Genomic DNA, 16,457 nt, shown 5'->3' with positions numbered 1-16,457 from the left:
AAACAATCTATTCAAAAGTTATACATTAGCATAGAACATTAATAAAACCATCCGCCAATTAATGGCAATTTCAGTGACATATTATTTATTTGTCCAGTTTTCGTGATAATCCGCAGAATGAACCAACAAATGCTGTTTTACCAGCGGCTTACCGCATCCTGATCACTCTGCCTTGCCTCTACCCAACGCTCTCCCTCTACAAGCGATTCTTTTTTCCAGAATGGTGCCTTAGTTTTCAGATAATCCATGATAAATTCAGCCGCCATAAAAGCCATATTGCGGTGAGAACCGGTGACACCAACCAATACGATCTCATCCCCTGGGCACAATTCGCCAATACGATGAATAATGCTGACTCGTTGCAATGACCAACGTTGGCGAGCTTCGGCCACAATGCCCTGCAACATTTTTTCTGTCATGCCAGCATAATGCTCCAATGTCAGTGCCTTAACGGTGTCTCCCAAGTTATGGTTACGAACTTTTCCGGTAAAAGTCACAACAGCACCATCTTCATCACCTTGCGAGAGCCATTGATATTCTTCACCAACATCAAATGCCTCCTGTTGGACACTGATCCGCGTATTTTCCATTTTTATCCCCCCGTAACAGGTGGAAAAAAAGCCACTTCATCACCATCATTCAGGGTATGTTCAGCGTGGACAAAAGATTGATTGACGGCAGACAACACTTTGCCTTCTTCCAATGCCAATGCCCATCGTTCTCCCTTTTCAGTCAGTGCATGACGAAGATGCGCTACCGTTGAGTAGTCATGAGGCAGTTCTAGTGAATCTGTTCCCACCAGCTCGCGGACTTGCGCAAAAAACAGTACCTTTATCATGCCTCCACCCTAAAATTTCCTGATTTGCCACCCCTTTTTTCTAACAGACGCACAGGCCCGATGACCATATCTTTTTGTACCGCTTTGCACATGTCATAAATGGTCAAAGCGGCCACAGATACCGCTGTCAAAGCTTCCATTTCCACACCTGTTTTCCCCGCCAGGCGGCAACAGGATTCGATTCTGACACGATTATGTTCTGTTTGGGCTTCCAGCCGGACTTCTACTTTACTCAGCAACAGCGGATGGCACAGCGGGATCAATTCCCACGTCCGTTTCGCCGCCTGAATACCTGCGATACGGGCAGTGGCAAAAACATCCCCTTTATGGTGATCACCCGCGATAATCATGGCTAAGGTTTCAGCCTGCATTTCAATAAAGGCTTCTGCCCGTGCTTCACGCACAGTTTCTGATTTGGCAGAAATATCCACCATATGCGCTTCACCCGAAGTCGTGATATGGGTCAATTGAGACATTCTTTGCTCCTGAAAATAAATTTTGCAATCAAGCTAGCCGCCAATAAAAGAAAGGTTCGGGGTGATCCCGCTGTCCCCTTGATATAAAAAGTGAGTTTCACGTTTATAACGCAATCCACCTTGAATACGGAGTTTCAGAGCATCCAATGATGCATCATCAGACAATAAATCACGCAATGGAATACCCTGTTCACCAAATAAGCACAAATGAAGATTGCCAATAGCGGATACCCTCAGACGGTTGCAGCTTTGGCAAAAATCTTTTTCATACGGCATGATAAGGCCAATTTCTCCCTGATAATCGGGATGACGAAAAACTTTAGCCGGCCCATCACTTCGCGCACGTTGCTGTTGTTGCCACCCCTGTTGTAGCAGTTGGCGGCGGATCACTTCTCCAGAAAGATGATGACGATGAAAAATGGCACGACCTTCCCCCGTTTCCATCAATTCAATAAAACGCAACTGGATATGACGATGTTTAATCCAATCAAGGAAGGCAGGCAGGTGGGTATCATTCACATTCTTCATCAACACGACATTGATTTTCACTGTGTTGAAGCCTGCCTCAAAAGCCGTGTCAATACCACGCATAATCTGGAAAAATTTATCTTGTCCGGTAATGGCGTAAAATTGGCGAGGATCCAAACTATCAACACTCACGTTAATCGCTGTCAGGCCAGCCGATTTCCATTGGGAAACATCCCGCTCCATACGGTAACCATTCGTTGTGACAGCAATTTTTTTGATTTGCGGATTTTCATGAACCGCAGCGATGATATCGCAGAAATCGCGGCGCATGGTGGGTTCTCCCCCCGTTAAACGAATTTTTTCTGTGCCAAGTTCAGCAAATGCCCTGCTAACACGACGAATTTCTGGCAGGGAAAGGAATGATTTATGGCCATGAGGCCGGTATCCATCAGGCAGGCAATACGTGCAACGGAAGTTACACACATCGGTAATAGACAATCTCAAATAATAGAATTTGCGCGAGAATGCATCTACAAGTTGTTCCACAATAACACCTTCCAAGTACGGGAGATGCTGGCATTTCTACCTTGCATCCTGGTGACTCAGGAGCCACGGCCAGAGCATCATATCAATGTGATACAGCGACTTAGATACAGAGGCTAGGAGTTAATATCAGTTAAATTTTTATATGAATCATTGCGCGAGTGGCGGCATGCCCGCCGAAGATTCTAACCGTTAAGATAACAAAAAGCTAATATCAGATCCGATATATATCTTATTACACAACGAGTTAGCTGATCGCGATAATATCAAATTCCCTGCGATGTTTTTAAGCTGCCATGCGCAAAGATCGCATAAAATCACATCAATTTCTGAATGCATCATATTTTATGATAAATTACACGAGATTTACTAAAGCCCCTACGTTTAGCCAGTAACAGGAATCCTATGCGAAATCGCACATTAGCTGATTTAGATCGCGTTGTCGCCCTCGGCGGTGGTCATGGACTTGGACGCGTTATGTCTTCCCTTTCCTCCCTCGGAGCACGTCTGACAGGAATTGTCACGACAACGGACAATGGTGGTTCAACCGGTAGAATACGACGTTCGGAAGGCGGGATTGCCTGGGGAGATATGCGCAATTGCCTCAATCAGTTAATCACGGAACCGACCATTGCTTCTGCCATGTTTGAATATCGGTTCAGTGGCAATGGCGAATTGGCCGGACATAATTTAGGCAATTTGATGTTGAAAGCGCTGGATCATTTAAGTGTCCGTCCTCTTGAGGCCATTAACCTGATCCGCAATCTACTGAAAGTTAATGCACAATTGATTCCTATGTCCGAGCAATCAGTTGATTTAATGGCAGTCGATGATCAAGGTAATACCGTATATGGTGAAGTGAATATCGATCAGCTCAATTGTGTACCACAGGAACTCTCGCTTTACCCTCATGTCAATGCCACTAAAGAGGCACTGGATGCTATTGAGCAAGCCGATTTGATTTTGATCGGCCCTGGCAGCTTTTTCACCAGCCTAATGCCATTGTTGCTATTGGAAGATTTAACCCAATCCTTACGACGCAGTAATGCGAACATGATTTATATCGGTAACTTAGGGAAAGAACTCAGCCACGCTGCGGCCAATCTATCATTAAAAGATAAACTTGCCATCATGGAGAACAAGATTGGCCGCAAGATGATTCATGCGCTGATTGTCGGCCCGCGTACCGATATCAGCCCTTTCAATGACCGCGTTGTGACACAACGGGTTTTGGAAGCACAGGATATCCCTTACCGTCACGACCGTGAATTGTTGCGTCAGGCAATTGAGCATACTCTGCAAAAGTTGGGTTAGCATTTCAGTCCACTGACAAGCTCTATTTAAAATAATGGAGTTTGTCTTTTTTATGATAAACACTGTCATCCATCATTAATTATGATAAATTTATGGTTCCGAAATACGATTAATAGCCAACCGATAAACTTCATTCCGTTCACGTTTACCAACGGCAACAACAGCAATAATTAATTTATCATCAATTACCTGATAAACAAGCCTAAAACCAGAAGCACGTAATTTTACTTTATAACAATTGGGCATTCCACTGAGTTTAAGAGAAGGAATATGTGGATTTTCACATAACTTCTTTAGTTTCTTAGCAAATTGTCGCTGAATAGTGCTATCCAGTCTAGCCCACTCTTTTGCAGCATCTTCCCTAAATTTGACCGCATAAATCATCAATATTGATCCAAATCTACATCGACTAGAGGCTGATTTTCACGCTCCTGCACTATCTTGACTAATTCCCGATCATCCAAGGCATCCAACATTTTTTCATACAGTTCCGCGGGAACACAATAAAATGCAGGTTTATTTCTATTCAATATAGCCACTGGAGAGCCCCCTCCAGCACTGACAGTCGCCATAGGGTTGCGTTTTAACTCACTAACACTGGCACTCATGTCACTCAAAATAATAGCAGCCATAACCCCTCCCAAAAGACCTGTTAATCGGTCTGATAATATTCCATAAAAGACCAGTTAACAAGTCACGATGGATCACATAGACACGGATATAAATTTTCAGGAATTGGTAATAAATTGTGCCCGCAATGCCTGAACCTGGTCACGAATATTGGCTGCTTGCTCAAATTCAAGATCCCGTGCATGTTGGTACATTTTCTCTTCCAGTTCACGGATTTTTCTCTCCAGCTCTTTCGCCGGCAGGTTGCGGTAATCATCTGTACCCAGGGTAACTTTATTTTTTCCTTTGGCCTTCCCTTTGCCATTAACCGGCTGACCAATTTTCAGGATATCACCAATTTTTTTCTTCAAACCCTGTGGTACGATGCCGTGCTCTTGGTTAAACGCCTGCTGTTTGGCGCGACGGCGTTCGGTTTCTTCAATAGCCCTTGCCATCGAATCCGTAATTTTGTCACCATATAAAATGGCTTTACCATGCAGGTTACGCGCTGCACGACCGATGGTTTGGATCAGGGAGCGTTCTGAACGAAGAAAACCCTCTTTATCTGCGTCCAAAATTGCCACAAGGGAAACTTCTGGCATATCCAAACCTTCGCGCAATAAGTTAATGCCAACCAAAACATCAAATTCACCGAGACGAAGATCACGGATAATTTCCACTCGCTCTACGGTATCAATGTCAGAATGGAGATAACGTACCCGCTCACCATGCTCTTCCAGATACTCAGTCAAGTCTTCCGCCATGCGTTTGGTTAAGGTTGTGACCAACACTCGTTCATTGTTTGCCGCACGGATACGGATTTCAGACAGCAGATCATCGACCTGAGTTGCCACCGGTCGAACTTCAACTTCAGGGTCAATTAGCCCCGTTGGGCGCACAACTTGTTCAACAACTTCGTGGCCTGATTTTTCTGATTCATAATTGCCGGGAGTGGCTGAAACATAAATGGTTTGTGGTGCCAATGCCTCAAACTCCTCAAACCGCAATGGACGGTTATCCAGCGCTGATGGCAAACGGAAACCATATTCCACCAATGTTTCCTTGCGGGAGCGATCCCCTCGGTACATTCCACCAATCTGTGGGATAGTAACGTGGGATTCATCCACCACCAGCAAACCCTCTGCCGGCAGGTAATCAAACAGCGTTGGAGGTGGTTCACCAGCAGAACGTCCAGACAAATAACGAGAATAGTTTTCAATACCAGAGCAATAGCCCAATTCATTCATCATTTCGAGATCGAATTGGGTTCGCTGGGTGACACGCTGTTCTTCCAACAACTTGTCTGACGCCAACAGAATCTGACGCCGTTGTTCCAGCTCAATCTTGATCTCCTCCATCGCCTGAAGGATGCGTTCACGTGGTGTCACATAGTGGGTCTTGGGATAGATGGTATAACGCGGGACATGGTACTCTACCTGTCCCGTCAGCGGATCAAACAGGGAAAGGCGTTCGACTTCATCATCAAACAATTCTACGCGCAAAGCACGTTCATCCGATTCTGCGGGGAAAATATCGATGACTTCACCACGAACCCGAAATGTTCCGCGCTGGAATGCCTGATCATTGCGGGTATATTGCAGTTCCGCTAACCGACGCAAGATAGCGCGCTGGTCAATTAACATGCCCTCAGTTAAATGAAGCATCATTTTCAAATAGCTATCAGGATCACCTAAACCGTAAATCGCGGAGACAGAAGCCACCACGACGACATCACGGCGTTCCAGCAAGGCTTTCGTTGCAGACAGTCGCATCTGTTCGATATGTTCATTCACTGACGCATCTTTTTCGATAAAGGTATCGGAACTGGGGACATAAGCTTCTGGTTGGTAATAATCGTAATAGGAAACAAAATACTCCACGGCATTCTCAGGGAAAAACGCTTTCATTTCGCTATAGAGCTGTGCTGCCAGGGTTTTATTGGGAGCAAGGATCATGGTGGGGCGATTTAAGTTTGCGATAACATTGGCAATCGTGAAAGTTTTACCCGATCCCGTGACTCCCAGAAGGGTTTGATGAGCCAGTCCATCTTCAAGCCCTTCCTGTAACTGTCTGATAGCCGATGGCTGATCACCTGCCGGTTTAAAATCAGAGTGCAACTTAAATATTTTATTCGTTTCTTTGCTCATTTCCCCACGCCATCCATACACTGACAAAATTATTTTTATCATACTGGATAAAAAACCAGCTTCAAGTAAGTTGGCAAAATAATGTTGTTGTCCGGATGTTATTAACCTTTGCTTAACATCAAAGGTAACTATTTTTATCCCCAGATAATGATCTTGCTTTTTTCTATTTTTGTATTATTGGCTGAAATGATGGGGCACTGAATAGCAAAGAGATGCAAAAAGGAATTGCTTTTATTTAACGCATTGATTTTGACTATAAAAAAATCCAAGTAGAGAATAACAGCAAATCTGCCGCAGGCCGCGTATTACCTTGCACGAGGATACTTTTCTAAAACTAATACACAAGGTTATCCACAGGAATAGTGGATAACTCAGCAAAACCTATTAAGCATGGGCGGTTGCAGAGTTATCCCCACTGATACATTTTTTCAATAGTGGAATATTTTTATGCTGCTTTGGGATTGATTCACGCTATTTGTTGATCAAAAATAGTTCAATCGTTGTTGAAATAAAACATCTTCTACGTAAGAACATCGATTAAATCACAACCCTAAGCATCAATTTTAACTAGCCCAAAGTAAACAATTAGTTAACCAAAGAATCAATAGTAATATATTTTCCTATATTATTTTTATCGCATGATTCACTCAGATAAGGAATAATTCCCAATAAAGGTGCGGGGATCAGGCGCTCCAGTGTCTCCAGATAGGCAGCCTGATGTTTGCCGGCCGGTTCAATTTCATTGGCAACCCAGCCAGCTAACTTTAGCCCAGCATACTGAATTGCCTTTGCGGTTAATACAGCATGGTTGATGCAGCCCAATTTGACACCCACTGTCAAAATTACCGCTAAATTCTCCTGGATCACCCAATCGGCAAAAGTCGTATTTTCCGATAATGGCGTATACCATCCTCCTGCGCCTTCAACCAAAATCCAGTCAGATTTTTTTACCAGTACTGCCAAACCTTCCGACAAAACGGAAAAATCTATTGGTTGATTAAGTTCCGCACTTACAATATGCGGCGATGTCGGCTCCATAAATACCAGCGGATTCACTTCCCGATAAGTGAGTGACACCGAACTATTACGCTGCAAGGCCAATGCATCACCATTACGTATTCCTTCTGACGTCATTTCACTTCCTGATGCCACAGGTTTATAACCGGCAGTCAAATATCCCTTCTTATTAGCCGCTTGCAGCAAGGCACAACTCACCACTGTTTTACCTACATCAGTATCCGTTCCTGTCAGAAAATATTTACTTGTCACAATAAATAACTCCAAAAACAATTTGATAGCTTAATGGATAATCCCCATTGTTTCGTGGGTAGGCTTCTGCAAGGGCGTTTAGACGTTTTCTCGTCATTAATCCTTGCTGGCGGCCATGATGAAGGTGTGTTGCACCGATCCCTTTTAGGGAATTCAATAAAGGCAACAATTGTGGATAGCGCTGGTAATATTTTCGGCTAATGATTTTATGTCGATAGGGTTGGCATGCCTGGATAATTGTTCGCAATGGCAGGAATTGATTAACATGCTGATAATCATCCACGTGCGCCCAAGCGGTTGCCAATTCATTCAGCGAACCCTGTGCAAGCGTGGAAAATACGATAAGGCCACCGCTACGGGTAACACGGTAAAATTCGCGTAAAGCGCATGATAAATCATTGCACCATTGTACCGCCAGATTGCTGAAACAGATGTCGACGCTGTTATCTGCTAACCCCAAATGTTCGATATCTCCTTGCAAATAATAATCAGCAACTTGCTGCCCTTTTGCATAGCTCAACATACCGGAAGCCAGATCCAGTGCGATAACTTGTTTACCCTGCTGTTTCCAACGAGCACTAAAAAAACCGCTTCCGCACCCTGCATCCAATACCTGCATACCGATATCTTCCGCTTGTGCCAACCCCATCAAATACTCACCGGTTTGCTGTTGTAACTTAGCCACCGTGTCATATTTGGCAGCCGCACGGTCAAAAGCACCGGCAATCGCCTGCTTGTCAACGGATTTAACAGCCAGAACCATGCAACGCCTCCAGTAATGCATCAATGTCCTGTCGGGTATGGTTTGCTGTCAATGTAATACGCAATCGTGCGCTGTCAGGGGGAACCGTGGGTGGAAGTATTGCTTTAACCCACACTTTTTTTTGCTTAAGTACATGAGACAGTGCGGTACAACGCTCATTATCACCAACGATTAATGGCTGGATAGCCGTTTCTGAATTCAGCAATGCAAAAGGCAGATGCTGTGCTTCGCGACGAAAATAACGGATGTTGTTTTGCAACCGCTGACGCAATTCATCCCCAGCCCTGATTTGTCGTACTGCTTCGGAAAGTGCCAGTGCCTGCGCAGGTGGCATTGAGGTGCTGTAAATCAGATGTCTGGCATATTGGAGCAGGTATTCTGCGGTTTGTTCATCACATAAAATTGCGGCTCCGCTTAATCCAAATGCCTTGCCGAAGGTGACGACCAGAATCTCCGGTTTAACATTTTGCATCCAGCAACTGCCGCGCCCTTCATCACCATGAATGCCGATACCGTGGGCATCATCCACCATCAACCAACTTGCCGTCGATTTCGCTTGCTGTGCAATAACATCAAGTGGCGCATAATCCCCATCCATGCTAAAAACACCTTCCGTGACCACCAGCGTTTTACCGATACACGTTTTTGCCAAATGTTGCTGCAAAGATCCCATATCATTATGCAGAAAACGCCGAAGTTGTGCGGGAGAGTGCATTGCTGCTTCGAGTAACGACGCATGGCTCAGGCGATCAGCAATAATGCGATCTTTCCCTTCCATCAAGGCCGCAATCACCCCTTGATTAGCGGCATAACCGGAAATGAAAAGTAAAGCACGAGAATATCCCAACCACTCCGCGAGTTGTTGTTCCAGCGTGTGATGTGCAGCAGTGTAACCCGTAACATGCCCTGAGCCGCCACTGCCCACACCATATTGCTGGGCACCTTGTTGCCAGGCAGTAATAATCTGGGGATGTTGACTCAAGCCAAGGTAATCATTACTGGAAAAATTAAGATATTGGCCGTCCGAAGTGGATAATAAACGCCCATCAGCGCCGTGATGGATTTGCCTGTTACGCCATAGCGGGGTGCCCCGACGTTCGGCCAAACGCAGGGAGAGAAAGTCTGACCAGCTCATCATATTGCCGCATTATAAAATTGTTCGTTATCAGCATGATGAATCATAGCTTCAGTCAAATTCTGCTGTTGCTGATTGTCACCAAATGCCGTTTTTGTTTGTTGAGGGTTAATTCCCAAGCGGCGGAACAGTTGCAGATCTTTATCTTCATTCGGGTTTGGTGTAGTCAGCAATTTACAACCGTAGAAAATGGAATTAGCCCCTGCCATAAAGCACAGTGCCTGAGTTTGCTCATTCATCTGTTCACGTCCTGCGGATAAACGGACGTGAGATTTTGGCATCATGATCCGTGCCACAGCGATGGTACGAATAAAGTCAAAAGGATCGACATCTTCATTGTCTTCCAGTGGTGTTCCTTTGACTTTTACCAGCATATTGATCGGTACACTTTCCGGCGGCTTAGGCAGGTTTGCCAATTGCACCAATAATGCTGCCCGATCACGAATTTGCTCACCCAAACCAACGATACCGCCGGAGCAGACTTTAATACCTGCATTTCGGACATTGCCTAAAGTATCCAGCCTGTCCTGATAACTGCGAGTGGTGATGATATTGCCGTAAAATTCTGGCGAGGTATCCAGATTATGGTTGTAATAGTCCAGACCGGCCTGTGCCAAACGCTGTGCCTGCGATTGGTTTAACATGCCTAACGTCATGCAGGTTTCCATCCCTAGTGATTTGACTTCTTTGACCATTTTTTCCAAATACGGCATATCACGCTCATGTGGGTTTTTCCAGGCTGCCCCCATGCAGAAACGGGTTGAACCCGCATTTTTCGCTTTGCGCGCTGATTCAATGACTTTTTCCACTTCCATCAACCGTTCTTTTTCCAAACCGGTTTTATAGCGGGAACTTTGTGGGCAATATTTGCAATCCTCTGGACAAGCGCCCGTTTTTATCGAAAGCAGTGTACTGACCTGTACTTGTTGTGGATCAAAATGTTCGCGGTGTACTTGTTGTGCCTGAAATAATAATTCAAAAAAAGGTTTATCAAACAACGTCTGCGTTTGTCTGATTGTCCATTGTTGACGCTCGCTCACAATAACATCTCCGATGTAAAAAATGTTGTCAGTTTAAATAACACCGTTATCATGTCAACCAAAATGAACTTTAAAAGGTTTACAACAAAGTTATTATGACTCCTTCAGATCTTAAATTTGACCAGCGCCATATTTGGCATCCGTATACCTCAATGACGAATCCACTTCCCACCTATCCTGTCGTATCAGCCACTGGTGTGGAACTGGTTTTATCAGATGGACGTACATTGATTGATGGTATGTCTTCATGGTGGGCAGCTATCCACGGTTATAATCATCCTGTTCTCAATGAGGCAGCAAAGTCACAAATCGATAAGATGTCCCATGTTATGTTCGGCGGCATAACCCACCCCCCGGCGGTTGAACTGTGCAAGCAATTGGTGGCAATGACACCAGATCCTTTGGAGTGTGTTTTTTTGGCAGATTCTGGCTCTGTCGCCGTAGAAGTCGCCCTGAAAATGGCAGTGCAATATTGGCAAGCCAAAGGGAAAAAACGCCATCGTTTCCTGAGCCTGCGTCATGGTTATCATGGTGACACTTTTGGAGCCATGTCTGTCTGCGATCCAGACAACTCTATGCATAATCTGTACAAAGGCTATCTCCCCAATCATCTGTTTGCCAATGCGCCGCAATGCCAGTTTGGTGATGAATGGCAAGCCGAAGATATCGATTCTTTTAAACGATTATTGCTGCAATATCATGATGAAATCGCTGCTGTGGTTTTAGAACCTATTGTTCAGGGTGCTGGCGGAATGCGGATTTATCATCCTGAATATCTGCGCCAGATTCGTCAGCTTTGTGATGAATATCAGATTTTGTTAATTGCAGATGAGATTGCGACCGGATTTGGACGGACTGGCAAGCTATTCGCTTGTGAACATGCGCAGATCGAACCGGATATATTGTGCTTAGGCAAAGCATTGACGGGGGGGTATATGACATTGTCCGCAACACTGACTACCCGCCACGTTGCTGAAACTATCAGCCAAGGTGAAGCAGGCTGTTTTATGCATGGCCCAACTTTTATGGGAAATCCTCTGGCTTGTGCCGTCGCCTGTGCCAGTCTGAAATTGCTCGCTGATAGCCCGTGGCCACAACGTATTCAATCAATAGAAACTCAATTAAAAGCAGAACTATTTCCCCTCAAATCACACAGTTTGGTCAAAGATGTTCGGGTGTTAGGCGCGATAGGTGTGGTTGAAATGAAACAGCCCGTCAATGTCGCTTCATTGCAACGCCATTTTGTTCAAAATGGTGTATGGATCAGGCCATTTGGTCGGTTAATTTACCTGATGCCACCTTATATTATTCAACCAGAACAGCTAGCAAGGCTGACAAATGCCATTGCGGGTACATTGACATCCTCACCGCTCAAATGAAGGTGTCCAACCACCTGAGATATAGATAATTTTGGCGGTATTTTTACCAGAAGATGAACATGATCTATTTGAACAGTCAATTCTACAATTTCTATCTCGAGTTGCTCACATGAAATCCGTATCTGCTTATAAACCTCCCTTCTTACATTATTTTTCAGTATTCTAAATCGGCATTTTGGCATTCAGACAATATGATATTGACCACCTCCGTAGGAGGTGGTATTCAGTTATGAATAAAAAATATAAATATAAATATATTTATACCCACTTTTATCTTATTATTTTCTTGACTGATATTAATATCAGTAGGAAAATACTTCCGAATTATAAGTATCTTTAAAATTATTAATGGGAGTTCATTATGATCGAATCTATTCTAAATGATGCGGTAAGACACTCCAGGGAAATGTTAAAAGCAAAATCAGGTAATAAGTATTATTTTGACAACGCTCCCCTTAAGGAAAAAGGAACATATAAGGAATTTTTATATGGAAATGAAATGCAAAAACATAAATATAATGAATTTAATAAAATGAGAAACTTTATAGATGTATTCAGAAAAAAAGAACATAATATTGAAAAAAATGACAAATTTAAAAATGACAAATTTAAAAATGACATTTATAGAAGTATGTATGAGAATATTATGCATGGTAGTGAAATTAATGAACAAAGCATAAAAAAAAGAAATGAAATAAAATCTAAACTTCATGAACAAGAAAAACACGAGAGGTTATATAAACGTAATGAAATAGAAAGAGAAGCTGATACTTATAAGGCGCTATATAATTATACATTGAAAAATAAAGATAATTTTCTATCCGGAAATTGCCCTGATTACTGCAATTGTGCGTTTCATTATTTAATACATAATTGTCTTGATAATATTCTGAAGTTTTTTAATTCTGGTTTAGAAAACCCTGATCATGTCTATATTCAAATAGTGGGGGCTGTAGGAGTACATGATCATGTATTTATAACAATAGGCTCTTTTAATCATAATATGTTTAAACCTATACTGGGGAGGTTATATCACAATCTACCAAAGGAATTATGGGTATGCGATCCTTGGGCAAATATTGTTTGCCCTGCTGAAAAATATAATGACCTGTGGAAAAGCAAAATGGATAAATGGCATTACATGGGTAAATGTATTGTGTTAGCAGAAGAAGATCCTATTCCTAATAGGAAAGTAATCCCCCCTTCTGCTAAATGCCACTCTCCTTTAAAGAAAAATACATATCTTACAATTCAAAACAGTATGAAAAAAGTATTTAATCTAGCAGTTATATCACCTGACAAGAACGTAAAAATAATGGCTTTATAACGAGATGGAAAGTATAGGGTATATCTTAATTAATTGAAATAAATAAAAACATACATTTTCGGTCATGTATTCAATCCGTTGATTTGCCTTAAATATAGTATTCTTTTTCGATAAAAGTACCGATAACTTTTTCATTCATTTCGGGGGATTTTGAGTAGCTGAGTGTTTTACGATTCAAGCGGTTAATTCTGTTATAACGTGTGAGCAATAATACACTTTGGAATCATGACCAGAAAAAATGGTGATTATACATAACTATCAATAGGTTGAATAGGTGACCCATTTATTATATTTCTAATAAAAAACAAAGCATATTAAATGCATTTCCAAACGTCAATCACTGACAAATATTAATGACAAAAACAGAGGCTATTACATCACCTAAAAACAAATTATTTGATATATTCATGATGAAACCACGCTTATTTAAACAAAGAGGAAAATATCATGAATACAGAAAATTTGTTTACATCTTCCAATAATGAAATACAAGATGTCTTTGAACTATCTCAAAATAGGTATGAGCAAGAAATTTCGCATTACGAAACTCTGGTAATAGAAAAACCTGAATTAGCCCATCTGTTTGTTGAAAATATTCAACCAGATTCATTAACCAGTCCAACCCAGAACCAAACCGAATTTGTCAGTGGGTATTTTAACATTAACACATATTATCAATATGGCGGCTTACCTTTTACCCAAATATCTTCTAACTCCACTACCATTGGGCACGAACCTAATATAGGGAAAAAGGCCAATTTCAATGGCTATATTAATGGTGTATATAACACACCAATATTGAACTTTAATAATATTCATCTTGGAGGTGTAGTCAAATATCCTTACTCCATTATCAATACACCATTAAACATTCAACTTTATATTTACCCAAGAAATATAATCTTACGACTTTTAAAAGGAAATGTTTATTTAGGCGATTTATATTCCGTACAACAGAATCACATATTAATCACCTATCCTATTGTTTTACCAGGTGTCGGAACGTTTAATTTAATTTAACATCAATTAATTACATTAATTTTTTATCTTGTTTGTAGCAAATAAATTTTCGCCAGTCACATAGCCAAGCTATATGGCTGGCGTGATCACGACTTACCTTCGCCGATATTACTTTTGCCAATATTGCTATGCCACTATTGCCAATATCGTCACCCACATCGGGCCTTTGCCAACCGGATAGCGCGCCAGTTGAGTTAATTCCCCTGAATATTTGTCAATACGCGATACTGAAATATGATCCGATTTCTGCCCTGATGCAATCAGAAAATGACCGCTGTGATCAATAGCAAAACCACGCGGTTGACTCTCTGTCGGATAATGTCCGGCTAATGTCAGGCGATAACCATCTTCTGAAACGCGGAAATGGCTGATCAGGCTCTCTGAACGCTCACTGGTATAGAGGTGCCGACCATCCGGTGTCATGTGAATATCAGCCGACCAACGAACGTTGGAAAAATCTGCTGGCAACGAATCAATTGATTGCACAATACGATATTTTTCCCATTGACGCAGAACATCAACGGTTGAATCCAATTCATTAATGCAATAGATGGCCTGTTTTTCCGGATGGAATGCCATATGACGTGGGCCTGCACCTGTTGCTGTCGTAATTTCATCTGTCCGACTTTCTGTCAGATAGCCCTGCTCATTCAAATTGAAAATACGAATATGATCTTCTTTCAGACAGGGAACCAGCAGTTGACGATTTTCCCGATCAATATTAGCAGAGTGTGGCGCTTGCAGACCTTCTACAATTTGGTCTGGAGCTTTAACGATCCCATTTTCATCAATAGGATGAACACTTAAGTTATTGAAGCTGTAAGAAGCAGAGAATAAAAAACGCCCTGCTCTGTCAGTGGATATATGGGTCGGGCTACCCGGCAAGGGGGCAATGGCTCGCTGTTCAAGGCATCCATCTACCCCAATGGCATAAGTTACGATACTAAATTGCGGACGAATTCCCACATATAAGTGTTTACCATCTGGATTGACAACCATTGGCTGCACTTCACCTGGTACATTTACGGTCTGGAGAAGCGCAAGTTCCCCCGCCACATTAAGCGACCATACGTGAATTTGTCGGCTATTTGGGCTGGCTGTATAAACCACCTGTTTCATGTTATCTCCTTAATGCGTATTGCCATTTTATTGATCTATAACGATTCTTAAAAAATTTTAACGGCTAAACTGCCTATATGACGGTTTAACTATATTCAACTAACGTATAATATTTTGTTTATATCATAGACAACTTAGAGGCCAATCCATGTCGTATCGCGTTATCGCTCTGGATCTCGATGGAACACTGCTCGATCCACAAAAACGTATTCTGCCAGAATCACTGGCAGCCCTAAATGAAGCCCGCCAGTCAGGTATCAAAGTTTTGATTGTAACCGGACGCCATCATGTCGCCATCCATCCTTTCTATCAAGCACTGCAACTTGATACGCCTGCCATCTGTTGCAATGGAACTTATTCGTATGATTATCATGCAAAGAAAGTTTTGGCCTCTGACCCACTCTCCATCCATGAAGCCTCTCAAGCACTTGCCTATCTGCAAGATACAGAAATTCAGCATCTGATGTATGTTGATGATGCCATTTTATATCAATTTCCTCACACTGTAGCCCGAACCCTTGCATGGTCGGATTCTCTGCCTGAGTACCAGCGTCCGAATCTCCAGCAAACAGGGAATTTTCAAGACGCGATCCACGAGGTTAGTGCGATTTGGAAATTTGCCACCAGCTCACCCAATTTAGTGAAATTACGTGAGATTAGTGAACAAATTGAGGAAAATATTGGCCTTGAGTGTGAATGGTCATGGTTTGATCAAGTCGATATTGCCAAAAAAGGCAATAGTAAAGGTATACGGTTGCAACAATGGGTGGAATCGCAAGGCATGAGCATGAAAGATGTGATTGCTTTTGGTGATAATTATAACGATCTCAGTATGCTGGAAAGCGCCGGACTGGGTGTTGCGATGGGGAATGGCGTTGATGCCGTCAAAGAGCGGGCAGATATTGTCACACGGGATAATACCCAACCCGGTATCGCTGAAGTTTTAAGAAAATATGTACTGTAATTACCTTTGATGTCCATTCACTGGGAGCAAATCAGCTCCCAACTTC

At 42.6% G+C, this 16,457-nt stretch carries 17 protein-coding genes, 2 pseudogenes and 1 riboswitch; of the genes and pseudogenes, 5 read left to right on the top strand and 14 right to left on the bottom strand.

All coding sequences use genetic code 11. The annotated features are described in order from the left end of the window. Window positions 1-137 precede the first annotated feature (137 nt). The 4 genes from moaE to moaA all read right to left on the bottom strand — a co-directional run bounded on the left by moaE (window position 138) and on the right by moaA (window position 2,331). Entirely contained in the window at window positions 138-590 is a 453-nt protein-coding gene (gene moaE, locus Xedl_RS40195; protein ID WP_074022425.1) for a molybdopterin synthase catalytic subunit MoaE, read from the bottom strand. A gap of 2 nt (window positions 591-592) precedes the next feature. After that, window positions 593-838, bottom strand: a complete 246-nt coding sequence (moaD, locus tag Xedl_RS40190) for a molybdopterin synthase sulfur carrier subunit (RefSeq protein ID WP_074022424.1) — start codon at window positions 836-838, stop codon at window positions 593-595. Then, on the bottom strand, window positions 835-1,314 hold the full coding sequence (moaC, locus tag Xedl_RS40185; protein WP_074022423.1) for a cyclic pyranopterin monophosphate synthase MoaC: 480 nt from the start codon (window positions 1,312-1,314) through the stop codon (window positions 835-837). The genes moaD and moaC overlap by 4 nt, the downstream gene beginning before the upstream one ends. A 33-nt stretch (window positions 1,315-1,347) precedes the next feature. Next, a complete protein-coding gene (gene moaA / locus Xedl_RS40180; protein WP_208605022.1) occupies window positions 1,348-2,331 on the bottom strand; it encodes a GTP 3',8-cyclase MoaA in 984 nt (327 codons plus the stop codon). Next, a riboswitch (molybdenum cofactor riboswitch) is annotated at window positions 2,318-2,460 on the bottom strand. (Overlaps the previous gene by 14 nt.) A 270-nt stretch (window positions 2,461-2,730) precedes the next feature. On the opposite strand from moaA, the gene yvcK reads away from it, so the two are divergent. Beyond that, entirely contained in the window at window positions 2,731-3,639 is a 909-nt protein-coding gene (yvcK, locus tag Xedl_RS40175) for a uridine diphosphate-N-acetylglucosamine-binding protein YvcK (protein ID WP_074022421.1), read from the top strand. A 90-nt stretch (window positions 3,640-3,729) separates the two neighbouring features. Here yvcK and Xedl_RS40170 read toward each other — a convergent pair whose 3' ends face one another. The 7 genes from Xedl_RS40170 to bioB all read right to left on the bottom strand — a co-directional run bounded on the left by Xedl_RS40170 (window position 3,730) and on the right by bioB (window position 10,602). Beyond that, complete coding sequence (locus Xedl_RS40170; RefSeq protein WP_074022420.1) at window positions 3,730-4,023, bottom strand: type II toxin-antitoxin system RelE family toxin; 294 nt, start codon at window positions 4,021-4,023, stop codon at window positions 3,730-3,732. Then, window positions 4,023-4,271: a type II toxin-antitoxin system Phd/YefM family antitoxin gene (locus Xedl_RS40165; RefSeq protein ID WP_074018380.1), complete on the bottom strand. Its 249-nt coding sequence runs from the start codon at window positions 4,269-4,271 to the stop codon at window positions 4,023-4,025. Before Xedl_RS40165 ends, Xedl_RS40170 begins: the two co-directional genes overlap by 1 nt. Before the next feature lie 96 nt (window positions 4,272-4,367). Next, complete coding sequence (gene uvrB, locus Xedl_RS40160; protein WP_074022419.1) at window positions 4,368-6,395, bottom strand: excinuclease ABC subunit UvrB; 2,028 nt, start codon at window positions 6,393-6,395, stop codon at window positions 4,368-4,370. Window positions 6,396-6,980: 585 nt separating this feature from the next. Next, entirely contained in the window at window positions 6,981-7,664 is a 684-nt protein-coding gene (gene bioD, locus Xedl_RS40155) for a dethiobiotin synthase (protein ID WP_074022418.1), read from the bottom strand. Then, window positions 7,654-8,427 carry a malonyl-ACP O-methyltransferase BioC gene (gene bioC, locus Xedl_RS40150; RefSeq protein ID WP_074022417.1) on the bottom strand — a complete coding sequence of 258 codons (774 nt, stop codon included), beginning with the start codon at window positions 8,425-8,427 and terminating at the stop codon, window positions 7,654-7,656. Before bioC ends, bioD begins: the two co-directional genes overlap by 11 nt. Continuing rightward, entirely contained in the window at window positions 8,411-9,562 is a 1,152-nt protein-coding gene (gene bioF / locus Xedl_RS40145; protein ID WP_074022416.1) for an 8-amino-7-oxononanoate synthase, read from the bottom strand. Before bioF ends, bioC begins: the two co-directional genes overlap by 17 nt. Continuing rightward, window positions 9,562-10,602, bottom strand: a complete 1,041-nt coding sequence (bioB, locus tag Xedl_RS40140; RefSeq protein WP_074022415.1) for a biotin synthase BioB — start codon at window positions 10,600-10,602, stop codon at window positions 9,562-9,564. Before bioB ends, bioF begins: the two co-directional genes overlap by 1 nt. A 95-nt stretch (window positions 10,603-10,697) precedes the next feature. Here bioB and bioA point away from each other — a divergent pair, with 95 nt between their 5' ends. Next, entirely contained in the window at window positions 10,698-11,981 is a 1,284-nt protein-coding gene (gene bioA / locus Xedl_RS40135) for an adenosylmethionine--8-amino-7-oxononanoate transaminase (protein ID WP_074022414.1), read from the top strand. Here bioA and tnpA read toward each other — a convergent pair. Continuing rightward, window positions 11,981-12,163: pseudogene (gene tnpA, locus Xedl_RS40130) on the bottom strand (IS200/IS605 family transposase); the annotation flags it as partial. The gene bioA and the pseudogene tnpA sit on opposite strands and share 1 nt — an antisense overlap. Window positions 12,164-12,342: 179 nt before the next feature. On the opposite strand from tnpA, the gene Xedl_RS40125 reads away from it, so the two are divergent. Then, complete coding sequence (locus Xedl_RS40125) at window positions 12,343-13,308, top strand: hypothetical protein (RefSeq protein WP_074022413.1); 966 nt, start codon at window positions 12,343-12,345, stop codon at window positions 13,306-13,308. A gap of 88 nt (window positions 13,309-13,396) precedes the next feature. Here Xedl_RS40125 and Xedl_RS40120 read toward each other — a convergent pair. Next, a pseudogene (locus Xedl_RS40120) lies at window positions 13,397-13,501 on the bottom strand (IS1 family transposase); the annotation flags it as partial. A 254-nt stretch (window positions 13,502-13,755) separates the two neighbouring features. Between Xedl_RS40120 and Xedl_RS40115 the strand changes: the two are divergent. Then, a complete protein-coding gene (locus Xedl_RS40115; protein ID WP_074022412.1) occupies window positions 13,756-14,328 on the top strand; it encodes a hypothetical protein in 573 nt (190 codons plus the stop codon). Between the two features lie 126 nt (window positions 14,329-14,454). Here the strand turns inward: Xedl_RS40115 and pgl are convergent, their stop codons facing one another. Next, window positions 14,455-15,447 (bottom strand): 6-phosphogluconolactonase, encoded by a 993-nt coding sequence (gene pgl, locus Xedl_RS40110; protein WP_074022411.1) that lies wholly within the window; start codon window positions 15,445-15,447, stop codon window positions 14,455-14,457. Between the two features lie 148 nt (window positions 15,448-15,595). Between pgl and Xedl_RS40105 the strand changes: the two genes are divergently transcribed. Then, window positions 15,596-16,411: a pyridoxal phosphatase gene (locus Xedl_RS40105; RefSeq protein WP_074022410.1), complete on the top strand. Its 816-nt coding sequence runs from the start codon at window positions 15,596-15,598 to the stop codon at window positions 16,409-16,411. The last annotated feature ends 46 nt before the right edge of the window (window positions 16,412-16,457 follow it).

The organism is Xenorhabdus eapokensis (assembly GCF_001908105.1).
Note: the sequence above shows the minus strand (reverse complement) of the source record. Positions and strands in the feature narration are given on the sequence as shown.

Excerpts from the sequence above, each read along its gene's own strand:
- bioF (WP_074022416.1), bottom strand. The coding sequence starts at position 9,562 with ATGAGCTGGTCAGACTTTCTCTCCCTGCGTTTGGCCGAACGTCGGGGC.
- bioC (WP_074022417.1), bottom strand. The coding sequence starts at position 8,427 with ATGGTTCTGGCTGTTAAATCCGTTGACAAGCAGGCGATTGCCGGTGCT.
- moaC (WP_074022423.1), bottom strand. The coding sequence starts at position 1,314 with ATGTCTCAATTGACCCATATCACGACTTCGGGTGAAGCGCATATGGTG.
- Xedl_RS40170 (WP_074022420.1), bottom strand. The coding sequence starts at position 4,023 with ATGATTTATGCGGTCAAATTTAGGGAAGATGCTGCAAAAGAGTGGGCT.
- pgl (WP_074022411.1), bottom strand. The coding sequence starts at position 15,447 with ATGAAACAGGTGGTTTATACAGCCAGCCCAAATAGCCGACAAATTCAC.
- uvrB (WP_074022419.1), bottom strand. The coding sequence starts at position 6,395 with ATGAGCAAAGAAACGAATAAAATATTTAAGTTGCACTCTGATTTTAAA.
- moaE (WP_074022425.1), bottom strand. The coding sequence starts at position 590 with ATGGAAAATACGCGGATCAGTGTCCAACAGGAGGCATTTGATGTTGGT.
- bioA (WP_074022414.1), top strand. The coding sequence starts at position 10,698 with ATGACTCCTTCAGATCTTAAATTTGACCAGCGCCATATTTGGCATCCG.
- Xedl_RS40125 (WP_074022413.1), top strand. The coding sequence starts at position 12,343 with ATGATCGAATCTATTCTAAATGATGCGGTAAGACACTCCAGGGAAATG.
- Xedl_RS40115 (WP_074022412.1), top strand. The coding sequence starts at position 13,756 with ATGAATACAGAAAATTTGTTTACATCTTCCAATAATGAAATACAAGAT.
- moaD (WP_074022424.1), bottom strand. The coding sequence starts at position 838 with ATGATAAAGGTACTGTTTTTTGCGCAAGTCCGCGAGCTGGTGGGAACA.
- Xedl_RS40105 (WP_074022410.1), top strand. The coding sequence starts at position 15,596 with ATGTCGTATCGCGTTATCGCTCTGGATCTCGATGGAACACTGCTCGAT.
- yvcK (WP_074022421.1), top strand. The coding sequence starts at position 2,731 with ATGCGAAATCGCACATTAGCTGATTTAGATCGCGTTGTCGCCCTCGGC.
- Xedl_RS40165 (WP_074018380.1), bottom strand. The coding sequence starts at position 4,271 with ATGGCTGCTATTATTTTGAGTGACATGAGTGCCAGTGTTAGTGAGTTA.